This window comes from Candidatus Palauibacter australiensis (assembly GCA_026705295.1).
Taxonomy (GTDB): domain Bacteria; phylum Gemmatimonadota; class Gemmatimonadetes; order Palauibacterales; family Palauibacteraceae; genus Palauibacter; species Palauibacter australiensis.
In genome coordinates this window covers 1-25,824 of the sequence record JAPPBA010000134.1, presented here as the reverse complement: position 1 = coordinate 25,824, position 25,824 = coordinate 1, and the positions used below count along the sequence as shown (strand labels likewise).

Sequence of the window (25,824 nt, the reverse complement as noted above, 5' to 3'; positions counted from 1 at the left end):
CGAACGGCCGCGGGCCGATTCGCGGGGGACCGTGCGGCTGCTGCTGGCTCTGGGGAATCCCGGCGCGAAATACCGGGACACGCGGCACAACATCGGCTGGTGGCTCGCCGACCGCCTGGCGCGCCGCTGGGGCGGGGATCCCTTTCGCGCGGACGGCCCCACCGCGTGGACGGCGGCGGTCGGGCGGCCCGGCGTCGAGATCCACAAGCCGCGGACGTACATGAATCTGAGCGGCGAAGCGTTGGCGGCGCTGCTGGATCGCCGGCGCTTCGACCCGGCGACGGACATGCTCGTCCTCGTCGACGATGTCGCGCTGCCGGCGGGTCGCTTCCGCCTGCGGGCGAAGGGATCGCCGGGCGGGCACAACGGGCTCGCTTCGATATCGGCGAGTCTCGGCTCCGACGACTACGGCCGCCTCAGGCTCGGCGTCGGGCGGCCGCCGGACGAGCGCATCGACCTGGCGGCCTGGGTGTTGTCACGGATGCCGCGGGCGGAGGAGGAGGCGGCGCTGGGCGCCTTCCCCCGTGCCGCCGAAGCGGTGGAGTACTGGCTGGACCATGGCTCGGAAGCGGCGATGAACCGCTTCAACCGTCCGGGGTGAACCCCCGCTGATCGAGGGATAGCCGCTGATCACGGATAGCGCCGATCAGGGGATAGCAGAGGGAGCAGGAAAACGTGGGCGGAAACATCGTCGGAAACATCGATTTTGCGGTCTGGCTCGGCGTGATCGGGCTCATCTTCTCCTTCGCGCTCTTCATGTACGTGAAGGCGCAGCCCGTCGGAAACGAGAAGATGGCCGAGCTGTCGGAGGCGATCCACTCGGGCGCGATGGCGTTTCTGCGGCGCGAGTACACGGTGCTGCTGCCGTTCATCGTCGTCGTGGCGGCCCTCCTGTTCTGGCTCGTGGGCCCGCACACGGCGGTGGCCTACGCGCTGGGCGCCGCGTGCTCGATCATGGCGGGGTTCTTCGGGATGAAGGCGGCGACGGCGGCCAACGTCCGGACCTCCGAGGCGGCGCGCGCGGAGGGCCAGGCCAAGGCGCTGCGGGTCGCCTTCTCCGGGGGCGCCGTGATGGGCATCGCGGTGGCGGCGCTCGGCCTGCTCGGGATCGGCGCCGTGATCGTGATCTACGATCCCCAGGCGACCGGCTTCCGCCCCTTCGGCGAGATCATCTCGGGCTTCGCGATGGGCGCTTCCTCGATCGCGCTCTTCGCGCGCGTGGGCGGCGGCATCTACACGAAGGCGGCCGACGTCGGCGCGGACCTGGTGGGGAAGGTCGAGGCCGGGATTCCGGAGGACGATCCGCGCAACCCGGCGACGATCGCCGACAACGTGGGCGACAACGTGGGCGACGTGGCGGGGATGGGGGCGGACATCTTCGAGTCGTACGTGGGTTCGGTCATCGCCACGATCGTCATCGGCGTGACGAGCGCGATGATCCTCGACGGGGCGCGGCTCCAGGCCGTGGCGCTGCCGGTCCTCTACATCATGGCCGGCTTCCTCGCGAGCGCGGTCGGCGTACTCGCCATCCGCGTCCTTGAGCGCATGAGTCCGGCGGCGGCCCTGCGCTGGGCGCCGATCATCGGGGCCGTGATCTTCTGGGTCGCAGCGTACGCGATCACGGTGAACCTCCAAATCTTTGACGCCGCGGCGCAGGGCAAGTGGGTCTTCATCCACCCGAACGCCGGCCCCTTCTGGGCCATGCTGTTCGGATCGCTCGTCGGCATCGCCATCGGCCTCGTGACGGAGTACTACACGGCGGAGAAGCCGATCCGGCGCATCGCCGAGGCCTCCGAGACCGGCTCCGCGACGAACATCATCACGGGACTCGCGGTCGGGATGGAATCCACGTTGATTCCCATGCTCCTGATTTCCGCCGCCATCTTCCTCGCCTTCAACTTCGCCGGCCTGTACGGGATCGGGATCGCCGCCGTGGGGATGCTGGCCACGGTCGGGGTGACGATGTCGGTCGACGCGTACGGCCCGGTGGCGGACAACGCGGGCGGCATCTCGGAGATGGCGGAACTGGGGCCGGAGGTCCGCTCGGTGACCGACTCGCTCGACTCGCTCGGCAACACGACGGCGGCGATCGGCAAGGGATTCGCGGTCGGCTCGGCCGCGCTCACGGCGCTCGCCCTCTTCTCTGCCTACGCGAACGCGGTGGGTCTGCGCGAGACCGGGATCAACCTCATCGATCCGCTCGTCGTGATGGGGCTCTTCATCGGCGGCGTGACGCCCTTCTTCATCGCCGCGCTCACGATGACGGCGGTGGGCCGTGCGGCGGCGGGCATGGTGGCGGAAGTCCGTCGCCAGTTCCGCGAGATCCCCGGCATCATGGAGGGGACGGCGAAGCCGGATTCGGCGCGCTGCGTGGACATCTCCACGAGGGCGGCGCTCCGGGAGATGATCGTGCCGGGCCTGGTGGCGATCATCGTCCCCATCATGGTCGGCCGCTTCCTCGGCGTGGCGGCGCTCGGCGGCGCGCTGGCCGGCGCGACCGTGAGCGGCGTGCTACTCGCGCTCTTCATGGCGAACTCCGGGGGCGCGTGGGACAACGCCAAGAAGTACATCGAGACCGGAGCCCACGGGGGGAAGGGGTCCGACCCGCACAAGGCGGCCGTGGTCGGCGACACGGTGGGCGATCCCTTCAAGGACACGTCCGGGCCGTCGATGAACATCGTCGTGAAGCTGATGAGCGTCGTCTCGCTCGTCCTCGCGCCCTGGTTCGTCGATGTGCACGGGATGGCCGCCGCGGCGCCGGAAGCCGTGGAGACGGCCCTCGCCGCCGTCGGCGGGGTGCTGCAGGCTCTGGGCTTGTTCTAGCAGAGGGTGCCGCGGGTCGCGGGCCGCGCGTCTCGGGTCGCGGGTCGCGGGCCACGGGCCGAAACTTGACAGCGCGGCCGCATGACCTAGTGTAGTGCCGCTCTCACATACCGGTTCGCTGCCCACCGGTGGACCGACAATCCAGACTCCTGCTCCGACCGCGCGGGTCGGGGCCGACGAGACCGAGGGAGTTCTTCATGCGCGATTACGAGATCGTGTACATCTTCCGTTCGAGCCTGACCTCCGAGGAGATCGAGGCGAAGCTCGAGCGCTACCACGCCGTTATCACGGCCGACGGTCCGGGCGAAATCACCGCCTCGGTCCACTGGGGCAAGCGTCAACTCGCCTACCCCATCAAGAAGCAACCGAGCGGCTACTACGTCGTCGCCCAGTTCACTTCGTCGCCCGATCCGCTCAGAGAGCTGGAGCGCGTGCTGAAGCTCGAGGATGACATCCTCCGATACCTGATCGTGATCGCGGAATACCCGCTGCCGCTTCCCGACCCCGCTCCGGAGGCCCCCGCCGCGGAGGCAGCCGAGGCAGAGGCAGCCGAGGCAGAGGCCCCCGCCGCGGAGGAGGCCGACGCGGAGGAAGCGGCGCCGAAGGCCGGAGATGAGGTCGGCGAAGCGGAGGACGCCGAGGAGGCGGACGGAGCGGAGGCAGCGGCCGAGACTGAAGAAGTGCCCGAGACGGACGGCGCGGACGACGAGGCCTCCTCCGAAGCCGAAGCTGAAGAAGCCGAAGCTGAAGAAGCCGAAGCTGAAGCGGAGACATCGGCGGACGAAGCGGACGAAGCGGACGAAGCCGAAGAAGCCGACGACGCAGATTCGGATGCAGATTCGGATGCAGATTCGGATGCAGATTCGGATGCGGAAGAATCCGCCGACGCAGAGCCGGAAGAGTCCGCCGACGCGAAGGAGGAATAGATGGCCTTTCGAAAGGTGTGCCGTTGCTGTCAGGGCCGGACTCCGAAGCCCGGCGTGGATTACAAGGATGAACGCACGCTGGAGCGCTACATCTCGGATCGCGGCAAGATCCTGCCGCGGCGGGCCACGGGGTCGTGTGCGCCACACCAGCGGGCAGTGACCACGGCGATCAAGCGGGCGAGGTATCTCGCGCTACTGCCGTACATCCGCGGCTACCACGACTAAGTGTCGTGTTGGTAGCTCGCGTGTTTCCGGGACACGACAATAGCTCACCGGCGTGGGGCCGAGCCCCGGCATGGGGACGCTGAGGGAACGCTGGAGCGGTCTCTGGCCGGCCGCGGGTCTCCTCGGGCTGGTCATGCTGCTTTCGCCGCTGAGTTCGTCACCGCTTGGGCTCATGGCGATCGTCGGCGTCCCCGCGGCCGTAGCGATTCTGACCTTCGAACCGCCCCAATCCGGGTCGGCCGTTCTGGCGCTGTTGCTCCTGGCCGGAGCGGGGCTCGGGTTTCGGGAGGCCGGACCGCTGTGGTTCATGGAACGCGGCTGGGCGGTGCTGCTGGCCGGCGGGTTCGCCCTCAGCACGGCACTGGCGCCGGGCCGGGGAGTGCTCGACCGGTCGCTGGCGGCGGTCGCGGTCGCGGGAGCCACGGTCGCGGTCCTCGCGTTGCTGCGACCCGAGCTTCCGGCGGATCTCGACTGGCGGATTACAGGGCAGTTCAGCCGGGCGCTGGCCGCGTACGACTTCGACGCGTGGGGCGGCCGATCGGTGGAAGCGACGGTGCGCCGCATCGTGAGCGTGTGGGAAGCCGTCTACCCGGCCATGCTCGCGCTCGCTTCGATCTCGGCCCTCGGGGTCGCGGGCTACATACTCGGACGAGTCCGGGGGGAACGGAGACCGCTCCCGCCGTTGCGGGAGTTCCGGTTCGGCGACCACCTGGCCTGGGTACTCGTCCTCGGGCTCGCGTTGCTGGTCCTCCCGGCGGGAGCGTGGGCGGAGCGCGCGGGCGGCAACATGGTGACGGCGATGGGAGGCCTCTATCTGCTCCGGGGCCTTGCGGTTCTCGTGTGGCTGGGGGCTTCCGTGCTAAGCTCGGGCTGGGCGATCGCCGTGTGGGTGCTCGCGGCGCTGGTCCTCTACCCGGTGACGGCGGGTGCGGCCCTCGTCATGGGAATCAGCGATACGTGGCTGGACCTGCGGTCGCGTCCGGGGGTGAAAACGGACGACCCGTGAACCCCGCGGGTCGGGCGGGCGCGTACGGCGGTTGAGCCGGCAGAAAGAAATCTGGAGGGTATCGATGGTGGAAGTGATTCTGAGAAAAGATGTCGCGGACCTCGGCCTCGCCGGCGAGATGGTGACCGTGAGGCCGGGGTATGCGCGCAACTACTTGATTCCGCAGGGCATCGCGCTCGCGGCGACCGAGGGGAACCGGAGGCGGTTCGAGGAGGAGCGGCGCCAGATCGAGCAGTCCGCCGAGCGGGAGCGCGAGGCCGCCCGCGAACTGGCGGGCGAACTGGAGGGCAGAGCCGTGAGCTTCGTCCGCAGGGCGAGCGAGGGCGGACGCCTGTTCGGCTCGGTCACGGCCGGGGACATCGCGGACGAACTCGAGAAGGAGGGGGTCGCCGTGGACCGCCGTGCGATCCGGCTGGACGATCCGATCAAGGACCTCGGGGAACACGACGTCCCGGTGAGAGTCCACGTGGACGTCGAGCCGAAGCTCAAGGTGTCCGTGGTCGCCGGGGATTAGTGTCGATGACGCACCATCCGCTCCCGCTGGAAGAAGTGTGGCGCCGGCTCTCGGAACGCGGAGCCCCCTCGCCGGAACTCCGCAGCGTGGCGGAGGCCGCGGTCGAGCGAAACGCGCGCTTCCCGACGATCCTGGATCTGCGTGGATTGTCGGATGTCACCGACTTCTTCCTCATCGCGACGGGCGATTCCGACACGCACGCCCGCGCGATCAGCGAGAACATCCTCGACCGAACGCGCGAGGACGGTTTCCGTCCCGTCGGCGTGGAAGGGCTGAACGCGGGCCGCTGGGTGCTGATGGACTACGTGGGGCTCATCGTGCACGTCTTCCTGGGCGAAGTCAGGGAGTTCTACCGGCTTGAGCGGCTGTGGGGCGACGCCCCCCTCTTCGAACTGGAGTGAACCGGGACCGGGGCCGTTCCGCGACCGCGGGCACGCCGCTAGCTTGGAGGGCCATGAACCGTTCGAGATCGCCGGCTGCCCTCCTTCTCCTGCTGGGGGTTGGAGGTACTTCCGGTGCCTGCGGAAGTCCACCGGAAGATCAGCCCGACCCCCTCGAAGGCCCGGCCCTCGTCTCCGGCTCATCGCTCGAACGGTACGGGCTTCTCGTCATTCCGCGCGACGGCGGAGTCGCGCAGTTCCGTTCGATCGAGAGCCCGTCCACCGTGCGCTGGACCGGACGCCTGCCGCTTGGCAGCGTCACGGCGGCTTATTCGCTCGGGTCGGCAGTGGTGCTGCGACGGGGGCCGCGGCTTCGCATCTACACGACCTCGCCCGTGGAGGCGGAGACGCCGCTTCCCGATGCGCCCGCCGACGCGCGCTGGTTCGCCTCGCCCTCGGGGGGCGCCTTCGTGTCGGGGGAGCGGATCCTCGCCATCACCCCCTCCCGCACCGCGGAGGTCACCGCCGATGGCGCCGTGCACTGGGCGGCCCCCGCCGCCGGCGACCGGGTCGTCGCTCTCGTCGAAGGCGCGGGCGGAGCTGAACTCGCGGTATGGGAAGCCGGGGAATCGCAGCCCGCGACAACGCGGACCGTCGGCACGAGCGGCCCCGTCGCGCTCGCGGGTTGGGGCCACACGGTCGTGACGGCGTCCGAGGATGGGAGGGGACTCACGGAGTGGTCGATTCCCGAACTCGAACCGGCGGAGGGGACGGAGATCGGCGGTGCGCCGTCGGCCCTGGCCGTCTCCCCATCGCAGCACCGCGTGTTCGCGGCGTCGGTCGACCGGCAGCGTTTCACGGTCATCGACCGCTACGACTGGCGCGAGGTCGGATTCTCGCGGCTCGAGGCGCCCCTTGAGACGTTGCGGCCCGGCATGACGGGCGACCGGCTCGTGGCCTGGGATGGTTCGAACGCGTGGTCCGCGAGGGCGGGAGAGGCCAGCATGAACGCGGTGCCGGGAGAGTGGCGCGCGGACTTGCCGCTCGCGCTGCCGGGCGGAGCGGTCCTGGCGTCCACGGAGAGCGGCCTCGGCCTCCTCCGCCCGGACGGTGAAGTCGCCGCCGTGGAGGGTCCCGCCGACGCCTGGTGGCTCCCGTTCCGATGGGGGCGGCGCCTGCCCGTCGCGTCCGCCGCCGTCGTACCGGAGGACACGCTGGAAGATGCCGAAGAGGCGCTCGATGCGCTCGCCGACAGCGTCCCGCCCGGCCGCATCGGACTGCTGACGGTGGGGAGGACGTCGAACCGCAGCCCGCAATCCCTCGGCGATCCCGTACCGGGGGACCCGCTGCCGGAGCTTTCCGCCGGGTTCTATGCCGTCGCTCAATCCTCGCGGCAGTTGGCCGCGCTCGACCAGACGCGCGAACTCCTCGACCGCTCGGGCTATTCGACGCACGTGCTGCGCCAGGTGGATGAGGCGAGCGACCCCTGGTACCGACTCCTCGTGGGCCCGTACGAGACGCGCCCGGATGCCGAGGGGGCGGCGCTCGAGTTGCAGCGCGAGCGGGGGATCGAAGCGTGGATTCATGAGGAGGGCGATCAGGCGACGAGGCGAGGCCCATGAGCGCCGGCGTCCCGGCCCCGTTCACGTGGGAACTGCCCGGCGATGCGCGGATCGTGGCGCTCGTGTTCCAGCGTTCAGAGGCTGAGAGAAGCGCGACGGCGGTTGACGCGATCGCCACCTCCATCGCACGTCGGCGGGGGCGGACGCTCGTCCTGAACTCCGAATCCGGGCCCTCGCCCCTCGACGAACTGGCCGGAGCGTCCGAACGGGCCGACGCCGGCGGCATGGCCGGCTTCCTCGGAGGCCAGTCCGGACTTGCCGGGATCGCAGTGCGGCGCGCGGACTGTCCCTACGTGTATCTGCCGGCGGGAAAGGTGCCCGAAGGCGTGGTCGGGCTGCTGGAATCCGCCGCCCTTGAGCGCTTCGTTTCCCGCGTGAAGGAGCAGGGCGGGACGCTCTTCATCGCCATGTCCGATCGCGCGCGGCCCTCCCCCGGCCTGCTCGGTCTCTTCGACGGGTACATCGCCGTGGGAAGGGTCCCTCCCGAGGACCACGGCATCCGGTGCTACGGTCACGTGCCCTTCGAGTCGGGCGAGTCGGGCGAGTTGGGCGTGGCCGCCGGGGCGAAGCCCGGTGAGGACGCGATCGAGCCCTCGCCATCCCCCGAGCCACCGCCGGCCCCCGAGCCCCCGCCCGAGCCCGAGCCCCCGCCGGAGCCCGAGCCTCGGCTGGAGTCCGAGCCTCGGCTGGAGTCCGAGCCCCGGCCCGAACCCGCGCTCCAGCCGGCGGACGGGCCCGAGCCTGACGCGGCGCCGGCGGACTCGACGACGCCGACCGGAAAGGCCCGCGGTCGGCGCCGGCGCGCGCCGCTCGTCGCGGCGCTGGTGATCGCGGCGCTGGCGGTCGGCAATCTGTGGGCGTACAGGAACGGCTGGTTCGACCGCGCGATCTCCCGCGTCGGATCGCTGATCGCGGCCCGGGAAGAGGTGCCGGCGACGCCGACGACGCCCGTGGAGGCGGATCCCGTTGCCGAGGCCGCGAGCACGCCGGCGGAGCCGCCGGAGGACGTCTCGCCAGCCGACAGCCCGCCGGACGACAGCTCGCCGGACGACATGCCACCGGACGACATGCCACCGGACGAGACCTCCGTCGCCGCCGCGTTCGAGTCGGCCGCCGAGCGGCCGTACTCCGTGCTCCTCGGGAGCTTCACGGATCCGGCCGAGGCGGCGGAGCGCGTGGCGGAAATCCGCGCGCTGCAGGGAGGAGTGCTGTACGTCACGGCCCCCACGACGATTCGCGGGGTCCGGTATCTGAGGATCCTCGCCGGGGCCGTGGCGAGCGACGCGGAGGCTGCGGCCCTCATGGAGGAACTCGCGGCGGCCGGCGTGGCCCGGGAGGCGAGCGCATGGCTCCTCCGTCCCGTGAGATTCGCGTACGACCTCGGCGTGTTCGCGGAGCGCCCCGAGATGGAGGCGCGGATCGCCGAGCTCGCGTCGCTTGGCATCCCCGCGTACAGCCTCGAGACGGCGCTCGATGGCATACCGGTCTTCAGGGTGTATGGGGGTGCGTACGAGAACGAGGAGGCTGCCGCGCCCATGCGCGACCTCCTGGAAGCCGCCGGCGAAACCGCGACGCTCATCGAGAGGCGCGGCGGCGGCGCTCCTTCGACCCCCTGAGCGCGCTTGAAGATCAAGGCCCTGACGCTGCGCGGATTCAAGTCGTTCGCCGACCGGACGCGGATCGAACTGCACCACGGCATCACGGCCGTCGTCGGCCCGAACGGCTGCGGAAAATCGAACCTCTCCGACGCGCTGCGCTGGGTGCTGGGAGAACAACGCCCCACGGCGATCCGCGGATCCCGCATGGAGGAGGCGATCTTCGGGGGGACGGAGGCGCGGCAGCCCATCCACCGGGCCGAGGTCCTGCTCGAACTCTCGAACGAGGACGGCGTGCTTCCCGTGCCCTATGCCGACGTCGCGATCGGCCGCACGGTCTACCGCGGAGGCGAGAGCGAGTACACGCTCAATGGCACGGCCTGCCGGCTCAAGGACATCCTGGATCTGTGCCGCGACACCGGGCTGGGCTCGAACGCCTACGCGATGATCGAGGGCCGCATGGTGGACGCGATCCTCTCGGACCGGGCCGAAGAGCGCCGGACGCTGTTCGAGGAAGCGGCCGGGATCGGGCGCTACAAGGACCGTCGTCGGATCGCGACCCGCCGGCTCGAGCAGGCGGACGGCGATCTGCAGCGGCTCGACGACGTGCTCGTCGAAGTGGCGTCCAAGGTCCGCTCGCTCGCGCAGCAGCGGGGACGGGCCGAGCGCCACGCGAAGCTGCGAACCCGACTCCTGCAACTCGAGATCGCCGTCGCGGACGCCCAACTCGAGAAGACGACCCGGCGGCTGGCCGAAGCACGGGCCGAATTCGAGCGCCTCGAGCCGGACGCGGGCCCGGACCATGTGGATCTGAGCACGGCGGAGACCCGGGCGGAGACGCTTCGCCTGGAGTACACCGGGATGGAGCGGGAGCGGGCGGGTCTCGCCCGGAGCCTGGAGGAGGCCCGGCGCGCCCTGGAGCAGCAGGAGCGTGCCCGACTCCTCGCCGGGGCGAGAGGGTCGGGCGCGCGCGACCGGCTGGGGACCCTCGAAGAGGAGGTGCGCCGGAACGAGCGCCGCCGCGGGGACCTCCGGGAGCGCGTGGCGGAAGCGCGGTCCGCCCTGAAGGAGGGGCAGTCGCTCGCCGCCGAAGGCGCCGCCGCCACGGCTCAACTTGAGCGTCGGGCGGAGGCCCTGGCCGAAACGGCCCGCAGCGCCGCGCGAGAGCGCGCCGCCGCCCGGGAGGCGCGCGATGAAGCGCACGGCGAGATGGAACGCTGGAGGGTGGAACTCGGCGTGAGGGAGCGTCGGGCCCGCGACCGCAGCGAGGAACTCGAGCGGCGGCGGCCGGCCCTCGACGCGCTCGCCGCCCAGGAGCGTGGGCTCCGGAAGGAGGCGGAGAGCGCGTCGGACCGCGAGGTGCAGGCGGGCCGGACGCTGGAGGAGGCGCGCGACCGGCTGCGGGCGGCGCGCGATGCCGCGTCCTCCGCGGACGCGGCGCTGCGTCGCGCCCGCGAGGCAGCGGCCGACCTTGAGGGCCGTCTCGCCGCCGCGCGGGCCCGCGCCTCGAGTCTCGGATCGCTGGTGGGGTCGAGCGCGCTGCTCCCCGAAGCCGTCGCCGAACTGCTGCAGGACCGGAGCGCGATCCCGGGACTCCACGGCGCGCTGTCGGAGTTCATGGAAGTGCCCGCTCCCTGGGCGCCCGCGGTCGAATCTCAACTCGGCCCGTACCTGCACGGCGTCGTCGTGCGCGACTGGGCGGCCGTACGGGCGGTCGAGGCCTGGCTCGAACGGCGCGGCGGAGAGGAGGGCGTCCTCGTGCTCCCGCTCGACCCGGGCCCGCTCCCGGGCCCGCCGGAGGCGGCCGCGCCGCTCATGCGGCACGTCGAGGCGAAGGGCGCAGGCGCCGTGTGGGTGGAGGCGCTGCTCGCGGGCGTCGAGGTCCCGTCCGGCGGCGAACTGGCGCCGCGCCCGCACGCCTGGGTGGATCCCGAGGGGCGGCGCCAGGACCGGTGGGGCGGCATCTACGTGGGAGGCGCCGCCTCGAAGGGACTCCTGAGCCGGCGGGCCGAACTCCGGGCCCTGCGCGAGGAAGCGGCGGCGCTGGAAGAGGATCGCGCGCGCTCGCGGGAGGAGATGAAGGAGCTGGGGGCCGCCGCCTCGGAGGCTCTCGCACGGGCGAACGAGCTGGAGCGCTCGGGGTCCGACGCGGAGTCGGCCCGCCGCGAAGCCGAAGCCGACCGGATCTCGGCGGAGGCGCGGCTCGTCCGGCTGGACCGGGAGCGCAGCGAACTCGCCGGTCGCATCGAACAACTCGAAGCGTTCAGCGAGGATGAGGTGTCGCTCTCGGCGGACGACGACGCCCGCGCCGGCGAACTCGACCGGAGCGTCTCCGACAGGTCTTCGACATACGACGAGGCGCGACAGAGGGCCGACGACGCCCGCGCCGCCGCCGAGACGGGGAAGGCCGAACTTCACCGCGCGGAGCTGGCGCAGGCCCGGCGGGAGGCCGAGGTCGAGAATCGACGCGGCGTGGAGAACCGCCTCGCCGAAGCCGCGGACGACGCGGAGGAACGGTCGCAGGCGCTGGCGCGGGAAGTGGACAGGCTCCACGCCCTGATCGCGGACAGCCAGGCGGAGTCGAAGGAGCTGGAGGCGTCCATCGGGGCCGCGCTCGAAACCAGGGCTCGTCGTGAAGCGGATCTGGCGGAGCTGGAGGGGCGAATCGCCGAACGCCGCGGACGGCTGGACACGCTCGAGTCGGAACTGGGCGAAGCGCGCCGGCTCGAGCGCGAGCGCGTGGACGCCCGGCATCGGCTCGAACTCGAGATCACACAACTCGAGGCGCGGGAATCCGGGATTCGGGGCCGCGTGGAAGCGGAGTGGGACGCCCCGCTCGCGAAACTCCGGGAGCGCGTCGACCCCGTCGACGATGCGGAGCCCGGCGAATGGGAACCGGAGCTGGAGCGCGTGCGGCGCTCGATCGCCCGCATCGGACCGGTCAACCTCCTCGCGCAGCGGGAATACGAGGAAGAGCAGAAGCGTCTCGAGTTCCTGACCGGACAGCGCGACGACCTGACGCGCGCACGCGACGACCTCCGCACCTCGATCCGCCGCATCAACCGGCAGGCGACCTCCACGCTCCTGGAAACGTTCGAGCAGGTGAGGACCAACTTCCACCGCACCTTCGACACCCTCTTCGAGGGCGGGCAGTGCGATCTCCGGTTCGAGAATCCCGACGACGCCCTGGACTCCCCGATCGAGATCTCGGCCAGCCCCCGCGGCAAGAAGACGCAACGGATCCACCTGCTATCGGGCGGTGAACGGGCCCTGACCGCGCTCGCCCTGCTGTTCGCGATCTACCTCGCGAAGCCGAGCCCGTTCTGTCTGCTGGACGAGGTGGACGCGCCGCTGGACGAGACGAACATCCTGCGGTTCGTCCGCATGCTGAAGGAGTTCAAGGAAGAGACGCAGTTCATCGTCATCACCCACAATCCGCGAACGATCGAGAACGCCGACTGGATCTACGGCGTGACGATGCAGGAGGCGGGCGTCTCCTCGATCGTCGGCGTGGAGCTCAACTCCGGCACGCAGAACTCCGCCACGCAGGTGGCGTGAGGGAAACCGAACTGATCGTTGTCGGGTGCGGTACCGTCGTCCCGGAAGCGGACCGGGCCGCCTCCTCCTACTGGGTCTCGTCCCCGGGCACGGAATCCGCGGCTCATACGCGCGTCCTCTTCGACTGCGGTCCCGGAGCCGTGCAGGCGCTCGCCCGCCTCGGCCTGCCCTGGGGGGAGATCAGCGACCTCGCGATCACCCACTTTCACGCGGATCACGTCGGCGCGCTGCCGGGACTCTTCTTCGCGCTGAAACACGGCCTCCCCCGACCCCGCGTCCGGCCGCTCACGGTGTGGGGTCCCGCGGGCACGCGCGAATTCTTCGAGAAGCTCGCGGGCGCCTACGGGGACTTCATCCTGGATCCCGGTTTTCCCGTCCTCATCGAGGAACTCGCGCCGGGTGAGGCGCGCGACCTGAGCGGAGGTCCGCGGCTCGAAGCCCACAAGACGCCGCACACCGAGGAGAGCGTCGCGTGGCGGCTCGAAGGCGGGGCGTTCAGCTTCGGGTACACGGGAGACACGGGGCCGTCCACGGAGCTGGGCTCGTTCCTGCGCGGGGTGAGCGCCCTCGTCTGCGAGTGCTCGCTCCACGACTCGCAGGTGTCGGACAACCATCTGTCGCCCGCCCGCGTCGCCGAGCTGGCGGTCGCCGCGGGCCCGCGCCTTCTCGTCCTCACGCACATCTACCCGCACTTCCGAATGGACCACGACGTTGCCCGTCTCGTGACGGAGGCCGGATACGCGGGAAACGCCTGCATCGCGAGGGAGGGGCTCCGGGTCTCGTTGACGAACCGGTGACACCAGTGGAGTATCCTGCTCCTGCCGGCACCGCGGGACGCGGACCGGAGATCACGGCCCTGCCGCGCCGGGCGCGCGCACGACGGGCGAACGTCACCCACAGGGGGAACGATGCTGGTGGTCATGAAGCACGGCGCCACGGACGGGCAGGTCCGGGACGTGGTCCGCGCGATCGAGGATATGGGATACCGGGCTCGGCCCATGCCGGGCGCCCAGCGCACGACCGTGGGCCTGGTCGGCAACGATGGACGCGTCGAAGAGAGCCGGCTCGTGGGGATCGAGGGCGTGCTCCGCGTCATTCACGTGTCGCCGCCCTACAAGCAGGTGAGCCGGGAATGGTGGCCCGAGGACACGATCATCGAGCTGTCCAACGGCGTTCGGATCGGGGAGAAGGATATCGTCGTCATGGCCGGCCCGTGTTCCGTGGAATCGCGCGAACAGATTCTGGAGACCGCGCACCGGGTCGCGGAAGCCGGGGCGACCGTGCTTCGCGGCGGAGCCTTCAAGCCGCGCACCTCGCCCTACTCCTTCCAGGGGCTGGGGGAAGAGGGACTGCAGTTGCTAGCCCGCGCGCGGGAGGAGACGGGCCTCGCGATCGTCACCGAGGCGCTGGACACGGAGAGCATGGGCCTCGTCGCGGAATACACCGACGTCATCCAGATCGGCGCGCGGAACATGCAGAACTACTCCCTGCTGCGGGCGGCGGGCCGCGCCGGCAAACCGGTTCTGCTCAAGCGGGGGCTCTCCGCGACGATCAAGGAGTTGCTGCTCGCCGCGGAGTACATCGTCGCCGAAGGTGAATCGCGGGTGATGCTGTGCGAGCGCGGCGTCCGCAACTTCGACACGCACGCGCGGAACCTGTTCGACCTCACCGCCATCGTGACGATCCACGAGCTGTCGCACCTTCCGGTCGTCGCGGACCCCAGCCACGGCACGGGGGCACGATCGAAAGTCGGACCGATGGCGCGGGCCGCGGTCGCGGCGGGCGCGGACGCACTCATCCTGGAGGTCCACCCCGATCCCCCGACGGCGGCGTCGGACGGCCAGCAGTCTCTCACGTTCGAGCAGTTCGATGCGCTGATGGTCGAGCTTCACGCCATCGCGAACGCCATCGGCCGCCGGATCGCCCGCGCCCGCGTCCCCGCCCACGGCTGACCGGACCCCGCGCGTCGGGGCCGCGACGAAGAGCGGCCTCGGCAGCCTGGGCGAGCGAATCGCCGCGCGTCATCTGGCGGACGAGGGATATGAAATCCTCGACCGCAACTGGCGCGTCGGGCGGCTGGAGATCGACCTGGTCATCCGGACCGGGGACACGGTGGCCTTCGTCGAAGTGAAGACCCGCCGTCCCGGGGTGCAGGCGCCCGAGGAGGCGCTCTCCCGGGCCCAGCGGGGAAGAATCCGCCGTGCGGCCGGAGCGTGGCTAAGCCGGCATCCCGGCGCCGCTGCGGAGGCCCGCTTCGATGTCGTGGCGGTAGAGGTCGATCACCGCGGAGGGTGCCGGGTCCGGCACATCCCGGAAGCCTTCTACGGCGAGGATGCATGACGGTTTTTTCTGGCCGCTGCCCCGGTCGGCCGATAAGATAACGGTGCCCCAGGCCCGTGGGGCCGGAGCGCGTAAATCCCGTCAGGACCGTGAAGGTAGCAGCGGTAAGCGTGTGACGGTCGCCACGGCCAGCCTGGGGTCGTTCGCCCGATGTCGGCGGCGTCCCCGCGTCGCGGGGCGCGGGCGCCCCCAGACCCGAAGGAGTCGAAGCCGGCCGGGGTCGTGACCCCGACCGACCCAGATGGCTCACGAGCCCTTGTACCGCACCGCGCTGGCCAGAACCTACCGGCCCCGAGGCTTCTCGGAGCTGATCGGACAGGACCACATCGCGCCCACGCTGAAGGCCGCGATCGAGTCCGGGCGGGTCGGCCACGCGTATCTCTTCTGCGGCCCGCGCGGGGTCGGGAAGACGACGACCGCGCGCATCCTCGCGATGGCCCTGAACTGCCCCGACCGCTCCGACGGCGAACCGTGCGGCACCTGTCCCTCGTGCGAGAGGATCTGGTCCGGGGGAGCCTCGCTCGATGTCGTGGAAATCGACGCGGCGAGCCACCGGGGCGTCGAGGATGCGCGGGACCTCCGCCGCCGGGCCGCATACGCGCCCACGAGCGAGGAGCGGTACAAGATCTACATCCTCGACGAAGCGCACATGCTCACGCGCGACGCGTGGAACGCGCTCCTGAAGATCCTCGAGGAGCCGCCGCCCCGCGTGATCTTCGCCTTCGCCACCACCGAGCCGCAGAAGATCGAGCGCGGCGCGGCTCCCGTCATGTCCCGGTGCCAGCGATTCGACTTTCGGCGGGTCTCCGTGCAGGACATCGCGAGCCGCATGGAGACGGTGCTCGAGGCCGAGGGAATCCCGGCCGAACCGGGGGCGCTGCGGGCGATCGCGCGCCGGGCCGAAGGCGGCGTCCGCGACGCGCTCTCCTCCCTCGACCAGGTGCTCTCCTTCCGGGGAGACGCGGTCGAACTGGCGGATGTCCGCCGCATGCTCGGGCTCGTCGACGAAGATCGGTATCTCGCCTTCTTCGAGATCGCGGCGCACGGGGATCGGGCCGGGGTGTTCGCCTTCGTCCAGGACCTCCTCGACGATGGGCACGACCCCGCGGAGTTCCTGCGCGGCCTCGGCGACGCGCTGCGAACCCTCCTCGTGTTGAGGCTCGATCCGGAGGCCGAGGCGGTCGAACTCCTCCCCGAGTCGCGCGAGCGTTTCCTCGCTGCCGCCGGGGCCCTGGTTCCCGCGGACGTGCTCAGGATGCTGGCGGCGCTCAGCGAGTTCGAGGCCTCCGGCATGCTCCATCGGTCGTCGCAGCCGCGCATCCAGCTCGAGGTCCTGCTGCTCCGTCTCGTCCGCATGGAATCGACCGTCGGACTCGAGGAGCTCCTGGCCGCCCTGGGCGCCCCGGCCGGCGAGCCCGCGTCGCGCCCGCGAGCGCCGGAGCCGCCCCGGCGCCAGCGCGAGAGGCGTCCTTCGTCGCCCCCGGCCGCTCCCCCGAACCCGTCAAAGTCCCCGGAGCCCCCTCCGCCGTCCGCCGCAGGAGAGGAGGGGCCGCCCCCGGCGCCCCCCCCGACAGAGCCCTCCAACAGTGCGCCGGCAGACGCCTCCGGCAGGACACCGGCAGACGCCTCCGGCGGGACGCCGGTCGCCCGGGTCCGCGACGCGTGGGCCGCGGTGGTCGCCGAGATGCCGGGGTTGGGGGGCGTACCCGGCCTGGCTCTGCGCGGCACGGAGGTCGACGGCCTCGTGAGGGACGAGGTCCGGCTCCGCGTCCAGGCCGGGTGGCGCGAAGAACTTGAGAAACTGCTCAAGGACGATGCGCGTGCCGACCCGCTCCGCGCGAACCTCGCGGCGCGCCTGGGGCTGCCGGCGGTCAGATTCACGATCGTCGACCACCGGGGCGCCCGCATGACCGCCGGGGAAGCGGCCCGGTCGCGGGTCGAACGGTTGCTGGACGGCAACCCGCAGCTCCGCGAAGCCGTGAAGGAACTCGACCTCACCCTGAAGGAGTAGGAGAATCCGAGTGGACGGCGTGAACATCCAGCAGTTGATTCAACTCAGTCAACAGATGCAGTCGCGCATGAGCGAGATGCAGGAGAAGCTCGAGCGCGAGACGATGACGGCGGCTTCGGGCGGCGGGATGGTCGAGGTGACGGTGGATGGCCAGGGCAACATCAAGGCGGTCTCGATCGACCCCTCGGTGGTGGACCCGGAAGAGGTCGAGATGCTCGAGGACCTCATCGTCGCCGCCGCCTCCGCGGCGCAGCAGCGGGCGAAGGACCGAATGGAGAGCGAGATGCGTCAGGCGGCCGGAGGCCTGCCGTTGCCGGGTCTGGGCAACTTCCTCGGCCGTCCGTGAACGCGATCGAAGCGCTCGTGGGCGAATTCGGCCGTCTCCCCGGGATCGGCCGCAAGACCGCGCGGCGGCTCACCTATCACCTTCTCAAGAGTCCGAAGGACGATGCCCGGCGGCTGGCGCGGGCCATAGAACGGGTCGCGGCGGAGGTCCGCGTGTGCGGAGACTGCGGCAACCTCAGCGACATGGAGCCGTGCGAATACTGCCGCAGTCCGAGACGCGATCCGGGACAGGTGTGTGTGGTGGAGGAAGCCTCGGACATCCCGGCGATCGAGAATTCGGGGAACTTCGGAGGTCTGTATCACGTACTTGGCGGACGGTTGTCCCCTCTCGACGGCGTAGGCCCCGAAGACCTGAACATCCGGGCCCTGCTGCGGCGTCTCGACACGCCGCTCCGTGAGGTTATCATCGCGACGAACGCGAGCGTCGAGGGCGAGGCGACCGCGACGTACCTGCAGCGCCTGCTCGCCTCGGCCGCCGACGTCACGGTCACGCGGCTCGCCCGCGGGCTGCCGGTGGGAGGGGACCTGGAGTACGCCGATGGAGTGACGATCGCCGAAGCCTTCGCCGGCCGACGGGAGATGTAGCGAACCGATGACGACTCGAATCGAATACGATGACGCGGACCGCCGTTCCGCAACGGGCTGGAAGATCGCGGCCGCGGCTCTGCTGGGCGCCGCCGCCGCCGTCGGCCTCGGGATCTATCTCGCGCGAGACCAGATGCGTCGCCACCGGCGCGAACTGTTCAGTCCGCACCCGCTCCGACGCCTGGCGGCGCTCGGATACCTGAAATCGCACCCGTCGGTGGACGATCTGCCGCTGCTTAGAGATTATCTGGCATGGGAGGAACGGCCGCTCCTCCGCAAGCGCGCCATGGCGGTCTTGGAGAGTCTCGAGAGCGTGCTCGCGAGCGACGAAACCACACTAGAGGGCGGAGACCCACACTGAATCTCCCGAACGCGATTACCACGGGCCGGATCCTCGCGGCCCCCGTCGTGACGGCGCTGCTCCTGCAGCCCCGGCCGGTGCCCCGCATGATCGCGTTCGTCGTGTTCGTCCTCGCCGCGCTCTCGGACCTGTGGGACGGACACTTGGCGCGGGCGCGCGGCCAGGTGACCTCCTTCGGCAAGATCGTCGACCCGCTGGCCGACAAGCTGCTGCTCGTCGCCGCCCTCATCCCCGTCTACAGCATCAACCTCGGGCAGGCGGGAACCCCCTCTCTCCCCGTGTTCCACGTCATCCCGCTCTGGGCCATCGTCATCTTCCTGGGGCGCGAAGCGCTGATCACGCTGCTCCGTTCCTTCGCCGCGCGGCGCGGCCGGATCGTCGCGGCGCAGATCCTGGGCAAGAGGAAAGCGCTCGCGCAGAACATCTTCATCGGCTCCGCGATTCTCTGGGTCGCGTTCCTGACTCCCGGCTTCGTGGCCCCCGGCGGCGGGGCGTGGCAGTGGTTCTCCGCGTTCCACGGTTGGTTCACCACGACCTTTCTCACCCTCGCCGTGCTGCTCACGCTGGCCTCCGCCGTGACCTATCTGGGCATGTTCTCGCGGGTCATGGCGGGTCGCCATTCGTAAGCGCGGTCCGTCGTTGTTCGACGTCGCCGGGGCGCTCATCGGAAGCCTGCGGGAGAGAGGTCACACGCTGGTGCTCGCCGAGAGTTGCACGGGTGGCCTTATCGGCGCCTCCCTCACCGCGGTACCCGGAGCTTCGGAGGTTTTGTGGGGTGGGCTGATAAGCTACGATGACGCCGCCAAGCGGGCGCTGCTGAACGTGTCGGAGGCGTCGCTCCGCCGGCACGGCGCCGTCTCGCGGGCCGTGGCGGAGGAGATGGCGGCCGGGGCGCGGCGCGTGGCGGAAAGCACCTGGTCCATCGCCGTCACGGGGATCGCCGGGCCCGCGGGCGGATCCGCCGACAAACCCGTGGGCACGGTATGGATCGCCCACGACGGCCCCTCGCGCGACGCGCGGTGTCACCGTTTCGGGGGGAGCCGGGACGAGATCCGGGAAGCGGCCGCGCTCGAAGCGATGCGCTGGCTGGATGCACGGCTTTGACGAGCATACTCGAGGATATTCGATGGGAAAGAAGGACCTGGAGCAGGAGATGGAGAGCGCGGCGCCGGAGGATGCCGCTCCGGAAGATACGGCTCCGGAGGCTGCCGCAGCGGAGGCCTCCGGGGACGCCGCCGAGCGGGACGCGCGCGAGGAGGCCCTGGAAACGCCCGGGCATGTAGACGAAGTGCGCCCGCCCGAGTCCGATGGGGACCCCGGCCCGGCGGGAGAACTCGCGGCGCTGCAGGACCGCCACCTCCGGCTCGCGGCGGAGTTCGACAACTTCCGGCGCCGGACAAGGCGCGAGTTGGGCGATGCGGGAGAGCGGGCGCGTGCGGACCTCGCCGGCAAGCTGCTCGAACTGATGGACGACCTGCAGCGCGTGGCCGAGACGCCGCTCGACGGAACGACGACGGAGGCGCTGCACGAGGGGATCGGGCTGGTGGCGCGGAAGTTCGCGAAGGTCCTCGCGGACACCGGCGTGGAGCCGGTGAACCCGGTGGGCGAGCGCTTCGACCCCAACCTCCACGACGCGCTCATGATGACCCCGACCCACGACCCGGAGCAGGACGAACTCGTGTCGCACGTCGTCCTCATCGGATACCGGCTCGGCGACCGGCTGCTCCGCCCCGCGCGCGTCACGGTCTTCCGCCACGAAGCCGAAGCCTCCTGATCCGATGGCGACGCAGGCGAAGGACTACTACAAGATTCTCGGGGTCGCCGAGAACGCGAGCGCGGACGAGATCCGGAAGGCCTACCGCAAGCTCGCGAAGGAGCACCACCCGGACGCGAACGCGGGCGATCCGAAGTCGACGGAGAAGTTCAAGGAGGTGTCGGAGGCGCACGGCGTCCTCTCGGATCCCGACAAGCGCAAGAAGTACGACCGCGTGCGGAAGTACGGAGGCCTCGGAGCGTTCGGGCCCGGCCAGCCGGGCGGAGCCCCCGGGGGGGCGGGCAACTTCAAGTTCGAGGACCTGTCCGACCTGGGCGGCATCGGCGGCATCTTCTCTTCGATCTTCGATTTCGGGAAGAAAGCGAAGCCGGAGAAGGAGGGGCCGAAGCGGGGCCGCAACGTCGAATACCTCGTCACAGTTCCGCTCCGCACCGCGGCGCGCGGAGGCCGGGTCGCGGTCACGGTGCCGATCAGCGAGGAGTGCGCGACGTGCGACGGGGACGGCGCCGCCCCGGGCACGTCGCTGATACGCTGCGAGGAGTGCGAGGGCCGGGGCGAAGTCACGTTCGGGCAGGGCGGGTTCTCCGTCACACGCCCGTGTCCCGTCTGCATGCGACGCGGGATGGTGCCGGAGACGCCGTGCTCGAGTTGCTCCGGGCGCGGCCAGGTGCACACGCGGCGCAAGCTCAGCGTCAAGGTGCCCGCGGGAGTCGAGGACGGTTCGCGCGTCCGCATCTCCGCCAAGGGCGAGCGGGGTCCGGGCGGCGGCCCCCCGGGAGATCTCATCATCAAGTTCCAGGTCGACCCCGACCGCTTCTTCACCCGGGACGGGCTCGACCTCGCCTGCGAGGTGCCGATCAACGTGGCGCAGGCGATTCTCGGCTCAAAGGTCAAGGTGAGGACGATCGGCGGGAACAAGGTCGTGCTCAGGATCCCGCCGGGTACTCAGAGCGGCACCACCTTCCGAATCCGCGGCCAGGGCATCCGGCGCGGCGAGAACCGCGGCGACCAGCTCGTCAAGGTGGTCTTGGAGACGCCCGACCTCTCCGGCGAGGGCCTGAAGAAGGTGAAGGACCTCGCGCAACAGGAGGGCCTCTCCTACTGACCCGCGGCACCGGCTGCTTGCGGGGCCGACCCGGCGCCCGCCGGCGGGGCCGCCTCCGCGGCGGCCGTCAGTTCGAGACGATGACGCCGCCACCGAGGACGAGGTCGTCCCGGTAAAGCACGGCGCTCTGTCCCGGCGTGATCGCCGACTGAGGGACGGGCAGGTCCAGCGCGAAGCCGGTCGGCGTCGCCTCGATGACCTCCGCCTCGACGATCGCCGCCCCGTGCCGAATCCGTACGCCGATGCGCTCGCCGGCGGCGGGAGGCTCGGCCAGCCAGTTCACGCCCCGGGCGCCGATGCGCGAGCGCGCCAGTGAGGCCCGCGGCCCGATGATGACGTCGCGCGAATCCGGCCGGATCTCGAGCACGAACATGGGCTCGGGAAACCCGCCCGGGAGTCCCTTGCGCTGTCCCACCGTGTAGTGCGCGTAGCCCGGGTGCTCGCCGGCGCCCGAGCCGTCCTCGAAGCGGATGGCGCCGGGCGAAAGAGCGGGGTGGTCTTCCGGCAGGTATCGGCGCAGGACCCCGGCGTAGTCGTTGTCGGGGACGAAGCAGATCTCGAACGACTCCGGCTTGTCCGCCGTGTCGAGGCCGAGCCGCCGCGCCTCCGCCCGCACCTGCGGCTTCGTGAGTTCGCCCACCGGCAGGAGAAGGCGGTCGAGCGCCTCGCGGGGCATCCCCCACAGGAAGTACGTCTGGTCCTTGTGGTCGTCCGCGCCGAGGTGGAGTTCCGGCGGGCCGGAGCGGGGCCGGACGACTCGCGCATAGTGCCCCGTAGCCAGCCAGCGGCAGTCCAGCGCGTCCGCCCGCACGAGGAGGTCCCGAAACTTCGTGAAGCTGTTGCAGCGGACGCACGGGATCGGCGTGCGGCCGGCCGCGTACTCCGACACGAAGTCGTCGATCACGTCGCGCGTGAACTCCTCCTCCACGTCGAACACATGGTGCGGCATGTCGAGCTGGGCCGCGACGGACTTGGCGTCCGCGATCCCGTCGAGGCCGCAGCAGGTGCGGGTCGGACCCTCGCTGCCGGTGTAGCAGAAGGTCTTCATCGTCACGCCGATGATCGGGCGGCCCTCGCGCGCGAGCAGCGCCGCGGTGAGCGACGAGTCCACGCCGCCCGACATGGCGACGAGCACGGAGTTCGCGAGGCGGCCGGGGGCGATCATGGAGGCGCGCTTTCAGGCCGTGATGGCGACGACCCGCGCGGCGACCCGCGCTAGGGCGTCCGCCGCCGCATCGATGTCCGCCCGGGACGTGTCGTGGCCGAAGCTGAAGCGCACGGCGGCGTACGGCCCATCGCTCGTGATCCCGATCGCGTCCAGCACGTCGGAGCCGACGCTCGAGTCGGAGCCGCAGGCCGATCCGCCCGAGACGGCGATGCCCTCGAAGTCGAGGGACACGAGCACGGCTCCGCTGTCACACCCCGGAATCCCCGCGCTGACGAGGTTCGGCATCCGCAGCGCCGCGTCGCCTCCGTGGATCCGCGCATCCGGGATCTCGGCCCGGATCCGCGCCTCGAGGTGGTCGCGCAGGCCGGTCCAGCGCGCGACCGCCGCCTCGCGGTCCTTGAGCGCGAGCGCGAGCGCGGCCGCGAAGCCCGTCGCGCCGATCGGGTTCTGCGTGCCCGGCCACATGGACCGTTCCTGTCCGCCGCCGTAGCTCAGCGGCTCCAGCGTCACCCCCGGCCGCCGATAGAGGAGGCCGATCCCCACCGGACCGCCGAGCTTGTGCGCCGTCGCCGACAGGAGGTCGACCGGCGTCCGCTCGAGATCGCAGTCCACCTTCCCCAGCGCCTGCACCGCGTCGGTGTGCACGAGCGCCCCATATTCGTGGCCCAGTTCGACGATGTCCCCCATCGCCTGGACCGTGCCGATCTCGTTGTTTGCCCACATCACCGAAATCAGCGTCGGCGCGTCCGCGTCCGCCGCGAGTTCCCGCCGCAGCCACGCGAGATCGATCGTGCCCGAGCGGTCCACGGGAATCCGCGCCGCACGGGCCCCCTCCACCACGCCGCGGTCTGCCGCCTCGATGCACGCCTTATGCTCGATCGCGGACACGAACACGCGCGGCCTGCGCCCGGGATTCGACCGGATGAAGCCGAGGATCGCGAGGTTGTCCGACTGCGTGCCGCCGCCCGTGAAGTAGATGGATGACCGCGGGCACCCGAGCAGATCCGCGATCCGCCCGCGCGCGACCTCGAGACAGCGATGGGCCCGGCGTCCGGGGGCGTGCGCGCTCGCGGGATTGAAGCCGTGCCGCAGCTCCGCTCCCATGGCATCCCACACTTCCGGCCGCATCGGCCAGGTCGCCGCGTAATCGAGGTAAAGCCGCTCTTCTTCCGGCTGTATCATCATCGTTCTTCGGTCTGGATTCGCCCGCTGAGCAAAGAGGGTCTATTGTGTCGAAGCTTCAAACGACGCCGCAACTCGGGATGAGTACATGGAACCACCACGTTCCGCGCCGGGGGGCACCCCGCCGGCGCCAAGCCCCACGGGGCCCGCGTCCGACCCGCAGAGCATACCACCGCTCGGGGCCCCGGTGTTCCGCACCACCGTCCACGGACTCGCCTTCGAAGACCGCGCCCGCCACCTCGACGCTGTAGGCCCGAAGGAGGAACTCCTCCTGATCCCCGACCCGCCCGGAGGCGAACCCGACGATGTCTGGGTCCACATCCGCGACGGCGACCCGGTCGGCCACCTTCCCCGGGAGATCGGCGCCTGGCTCGCCCCGTGGATGCGGCGCGGCGGCGCGGCGCGCGTACAGGTGATCAAGGTGGGGACCGAGTCGGTCCCGAGCTGGAAGCGCCTCCTCGTCGAGGTTCGCTGCGGCTGACCGCTACTTACAACGAGCGGACTCCGAGGCGTGTGACATCGCTCACGCGCATCGTCTCATCGGTACGGAACGGTTCCCCGTGCGGCGCCCGGATCAGCGAGCCGTAGTGTCGTGACGCGGTCTCGATGCGTTCGACGAGCGGCTGTCCGGTGGGGAAGATCTCGCCCGCCGCCGTCGCGCCCTCGAACTGCGACGCGTAGCACCGCGCCGCCTCGACCTTGCGCTGGAACTGCGCTTCCGTGAGCGGGACGACGAAGGTCGGCTTCACCGCGTCCTCCCGATACGCCATCGCGTAGAGGATCTTTTCCGGCCGGCGCCCCGGTCCGCCCTCATACTCCCGCAGTCCCGCGAGGAAGCATGCGTCGCGCGCGAGTTCCGACGCGGCCCGGTGATCCGGATGGCGCCCGCGCGGCCAAGGGAGGATTACGGTCGCGGGGGCGAGGTCCCGCAGGTGTCCGACGACGATCCGCCGCGCCTCCAGCGAATTCTCGAGCCGCGCATCCGGGAGTCCGGCGTTGATCCGAACCCCGACGCCCAGCGCCGCCGCCGCCTGGGCCGCCTCCTCGGCCCGAATCTCGGGGGTGCCCCGCGAGGCCATCTCACCGCGCGTCAGATCGAGGATCCCCGTCCGGTACCCCTGCTCCGCGGCGCGGGCCAGCGTCCCGCCGCAGGTGAGTTCGGCATCGTCGGGGTGTGCCGCTACCGCGAGGATGTCCAGCGGTGTTTCCGTCATCGGGCGGTCAGCCGCTCGCTTTCAGCCGCCTACTCGTAGCGCAGCGCGTCGATGGGGTCCAGCCCCGCGGCCCGCGAGGCCGGGTAGAGCCCGAAACCGATCCCCGTCAGCACGGACGCCGCAAGGGCAGCCAGGATCGACCACAGCGGCACGACTGCCGGCAGCGGCGTCAACTGGTTCACCGCCCACACGATCGCGCCGCCCATCAGCATCCCGGTCGCTCCGCCGAGCAGCGTGAGCGTGGCCGCCTCGACCAGGAACTGCCACATGATATCCCGACGCCGCCCGCCCATCGCTTTCCGCAGTCCGATCTCCCGGGTTCTCTCCGTCACGGAGATCATCATGATCCCGACGACGCCTACGCCCCCCACCATCAGTCCGATGCTCGAGAGGCCGACCATGGCCGCGAACAGGACCCCCGTCAGCTGTGCCCACAACTCCAGCATCTGGTCTTCGGTCATGATCGCGAAGTCGTCCTCCTCGCCCGGCTTCAGGTTGCGGAGCTGGCGCATGCGCGCGTGCGTCGCATCGATCGCCAACTGCAGTTCCGTCTCGGGCTCCGGCCGGACCACGAAGCTGATCATGCGATCCCACACGCGCAGCACCTTGTCGGCTGTCGCGAACGGCACCCACACCCAGTGCGTCGCCAGACCGGCGAAGAGGTTGGGCGCCACCCGGTAGATGCCGATGACCCGGAAGACCGCGGCCTCGTTGCCCCGCCCGATCCGAACCTCCCGGTCGAGCGGGTTGCGGTTCCCGAACAGATCGACCGCGGTGGCCGAGTCGATGACCGTCACCTGCGCCCGCCGCTCGGCCTCCGCCTGCGTGAACCAGCGGCCGGCGATGATGTCCCCGCCGTCGATCTCCAGATAATCGGCGCCCGCGCCCAGCAGGGAGATCTCGACCCGGTCACCGCTGACACTTGCCTCGTAGCTCTCCTGACTCAGGTCCACGAATGCCGCGGCGCTCTGGATCCCGGGTAAGCGGCCGAGCTCCATGGCCCAATCCGGATCGAGCGGTTCGTTCTTGAGAAAGTCAGGCTCATCTTCGTCCAGCGGACCCGACAGGGTTGTGGACGTGAAGTCGAAGT

General features: G+C 70.7%; 25 protein-coding genes, 1 other RNA gene and 1 pseudogene. 23 read left to right on the top strand and 4 right to left on the bottom strand.

The window, feature by feature from the left end; translation table 11 throughout:
- Nucleotides 1-31 precede the first annotated feature (31 nt).
- From pth to dnaJ, 22 genes and pseudogenes are all read left to right on the top strand, one after another.
- Complete coding sequence (pth, locus tag OXN85_10955) at nucleotides 32-601, top strand: aminoacyl-tRNA hydrolase (protein ID MCY3600471.1); 570 nt, start codon at nucleotides 32-34, stop codon at nucleotides 599-601.
- A gap of 74 nt (nucleotides 602-675) precedes the next feature.
- Nucleotides 676-2,823, top strand: a complete 2,148-nt coding sequence (locus OXN85_10950; protein MCY3600470.1) for a sodium-translocating pyrophosphatase — start codon at nucleotides 676-678, stop codon at nucleotides 2,821-2,823.
- A 197-nt stretch (nucleotides 2,824-3,020) separates the two neighbouring features.
- Nucleotides 3,021-3,749, top strand: coding sequence for a 30S ribosomal protein S6 (gene rpsF, locus OXN85_10945; GenBank protein ID MCY3600469.1), 729 nt, complete (start codon nucleotides 3,021-3,023; stop codon nucleotides 3,747-3,749).
- Nucleotides 3,750-3,974, top strand: coding sequence for a 30S ribosomal protein S18 (gene rpsR, locus OXN85_10940; GenBank protein MCY3600468.1), 225 nt, complete (start codon nucleotides 3,750-3,752; stop codon nucleotides 3,972-3,974).
- Between the two features lie 70 nt (nucleotides 3,975-4,044).
- Nucleotides 4,045-4,980, top strand: a complete 936-nt coding sequence (locus OXN85_10935) for a DUF2232 domain-containing protein (protein MCY3600467.1) — start codon at nucleotides 4,045-4,047, stop codon at nucleotides 4,978-4,980.
- Nucleotides 4,981-5,044: 64 nt separating this feature from the next.
- Complete coding sequence (gene rplI, locus OXN85_10930) at nucleotides 5,045-5,494, top strand: 50S ribosomal protein L9 (GenBank protein ID MCY3600466.1); 450 nt, start codon at nucleotides 5,045-5,047, stop codon at nucleotides 5,492-5,494.
- A 5-nt stretch (nucleotides 5,495-5,499) separates the two neighbouring features.
- Complete coding sequence (gene rsfS / locus OXN85_10925; protein MCY3600465.1) at nucleotides 5,500-5,895, top strand: ribosome silencing factor; 396 nt, start codon at nucleotides 5,500-5,502, stop codon at nucleotides 5,893-5,895.
- A gap of 53 nt (nucleotides 5,896-5,948) precedes the next feature.
- Entirely contained in the window at nucleotides 5,949-7,496 is a 1,548-nt protein-coding gene (locus OXN85_10920; GenBank protein ID MCY3600464.1) for an SPOR domain-containing protein, read from the top strand.
- Complete coding sequence (locus OXN85_10915) at nucleotides 7,493-9,112, top strand: SPOR domain-containing protein (protein ID MCY3600463.1); 1,620 nt, start codon at nucleotides 7,493-7,495, stop codon at nucleotides 9,110-9,112. Before OXN85_10920 ends, OXN85_10915 begins: the two co-directional genes overlap by 4 nt.
- 6 nt (nucleotides 9,113-9,118) lie before the next feature.
- A complete protein-coding gene (gene smc, locus OXN85_10910; protein ID MCY3600462.1) occupies nucleotides 9,119-12,649 on the top strand; it encodes a chromosome segregation protein SMC in 3,531 nt (1,176 codons plus the stop codon).
- Nucleotides 12,646-13,446 carry an MBL fold metallo-hydrolase gene (locus OXN85_10905; GenBank protein ID MCY3600461.1) on the top strand — a complete coding sequence of 267 codons (801 nt, stop codon included), beginning with the start codon at nucleotides 12,646-12,648 and terminating at the stop codon, nucleotides 13,444-13,446. The genes smc and OXN85_10905 overlap by 4 nt, the downstream gene beginning before the upstream one ends.
- A gap of 111 nt (nucleotides 13,447-13,557) precedes the next feature.
- Nucleotides 13,558-14,601, top strand: a complete 1,044-nt coding sequence (aroF, locus tag OXN85_10900; protein ID MCY3600460.1) for a 3-deoxy-7-phosphoheptulonate synthase — start codon at nucleotides 13,558-13,560, stop codon at nucleotides 14,599-14,601.
- A 28-nt stretch (nucleotides 14,602-14,629) separates the two neighbouring features.
- Nucleotides 14,630-14,989 (top strand): annotated as a pseudogene (locus tag OXN85_10895) (YraN family protein).
- A gap of 46 nt (nucleotides 14,990-15,035) precedes the next feature.
- Nucleotides 15,036-15,131, top strand: an RNA gene (ffs, locus tag OXN85_10890) — signal recognition particle sRNA small type.
- A 99-nt stretch (nucleotides 15,132-15,230) separates the two neighbouring features.
- Complete coding sequence (dnaX, locus tag OXN85_10885) at nucleotides 15,231-17,000, top strand: DNA polymerase III subunit gamma/tau (GenBank protein MCY3600459.1); 1,770 nt, start codon at nucleotides 15,231-15,233, stop codon at nucleotides 16,998-17,000.
- 10 nt (nucleotides 17,001-17,010) lie between these two features.
- Nucleotides 17,011-17,346 carry a YbaB/EbfC family nucleoid-associated protein gene (locus OXN85_10880; protein ID MCY3600458.1) on the top strand — a complete coding sequence of 112 codons (336 nt, stop codon included), beginning with the start codon at nucleotides 17,011-17,013 and terminating at the stop codon, nucleotides 17,344-17,346.
- A complete protein-coding gene (gene recR / locus OXN85_10875) occupies nucleotides 17,343-17,930 on the top strand; it encodes a recombination mediator RecR (protein ID MCY3600457.1) in 588 nt (195 codons plus the stop codon). Before OXN85_10880 ends, recR begins: the two co-directional genes overlap by 4 nt.
- Nucleotides 17,931-17,937: 7 nt before the next feature.
- Complete coding sequence (locus OXN85_10870) at nucleotides 17,938-18,291, top strand: hypothetical protein (protein MCY3600456.1); 354 nt, start codon at nucleotides 17,938-17,940, stop codon at nucleotides 18,289-18,291.
- Nucleotides 18,183-18,917 carry a CDP-alcohol phosphatidyltransferase family protein gene (locus OXN85_10865; GenBank protein MCY3600455.1) on the top strand — a complete coding sequence of 245 codons (735 nt, stop codon included), beginning with the start codon at nucleotides 18,183-18,185 and terminating at the stop codon, nucleotides 18,915-18,917. The genes OXN85_10870 and OXN85_10865 overlap by 109 nt, the downstream gene beginning before the upstream one ends.
- A 13-nt stretch (nucleotides 18,918-18,930) precedes the next feature.
- Nucleotides 18,931-19,395 carry a CinA family protein gene (locus OXN85_10860; GenBank protein MCY3600454.1) on the top strand — a complete coding sequence of 155 codons (465 nt, stop codon included), beginning with the start codon at nucleotides 18,931-18,933 and terminating at the stop codon, nucleotides 19,393-19,395.
- A 22-nt stretch (nucleotides 19,396-19,417) separates the two neighbouring features.
- Entirely contained in the window at nucleotides 19,418-20,065 is a 648-nt protein-coding gene (locus tag OXN85_10855) for a nucleotide exchange factor GrpE (GenBank protein MCY3600453.1), read from the top strand.
- A gap of 4 nt (nucleotides 20,066-20,069) precedes the next feature.
- Nucleotides 20,070-21,170 (top strand): molecular chaperone DnaJ, encoded by a 1,101-nt coding sequence (gene dnaJ, locus OXN85_10850; protein MCY3600452.1) that lies wholly within the window; start codon nucleotides 20,070-20,072, stop codon nucleotides 21,168-21,170.
- Between the two features lie 67 nt (nucleotides 21,171-21,237).
- Here dnaJ and mnmA read toward each other — a convergent pair whose 3' ends face one another.
- Both mnmA and OXN85_10840 read right to left on the bottom strand, forming a co-directional pair.
- Nucleotides 21,238-22,335, bottom strand: a complete 1,098-nt coding sequence (mnmA, locus tag OXN85_10845) for a tRNA 2-thiouridine(34) synthase MnmA (protein MCY3600451.1) — start codon at nucleotides 22,333-22,335, stop codon at nucleotides 21,238-21,240.
- Between the two features lie 12 nt (nucleotides 22,336-22,347).
- Entirely contained in the window at nucleotides 22,348-23,523 is a 1,176-nt protein-coding gene (locus tag OXN85_10840; GenBank protein MCY3600450.1) for a cysteine desulfurase family protein, read from the bottom strand.
- 85 nt (nucleotides 23,524-23,608) lie between these two features.
- On the opposite strand from OXN85_10840, the gene OXN85_10835 reads away from it, so the two are divergent.
- Nucleotides 23,609-24,001 (top strand): hypothetical protein, encoded by a 393-nt coding sequence (locus tag OXN85_10835; protein MCY3600449.1) that lies wholly within the window; start codon nucleotides 23,609-23,611, stop codon nucleotides 23,999-24,001.
- Between the two features lie 7 nt (nucleotides 24,002-24,008).
- Here the strand turns inward: OXN85_10835 and bshB1 are convergent, their stop codons facing one another.
- Complete coding sequence (gene bshB1, locus OXN85_10830; GenBank protein ID MCY3600448.1) at nucleotides 24,009-24,734, bottom strand: bacillithiol biosynthesis deacetylase BshB1; 726 nt, start codon at nucleotides 24,732-24,734, stop codon at nucleotides 24,009-24,011.
- A gap of 29 nt (nucleotides 24,735-24,763) precedes the next feature.
- A partial coding sequence (locus OXN85_10825; GenBank protein MCY3600447.1) for an ABC transporter permease occupies nucleotides 24,764-25,824 on the bottom strand: 1,061 nt, incomplete at its 5' end.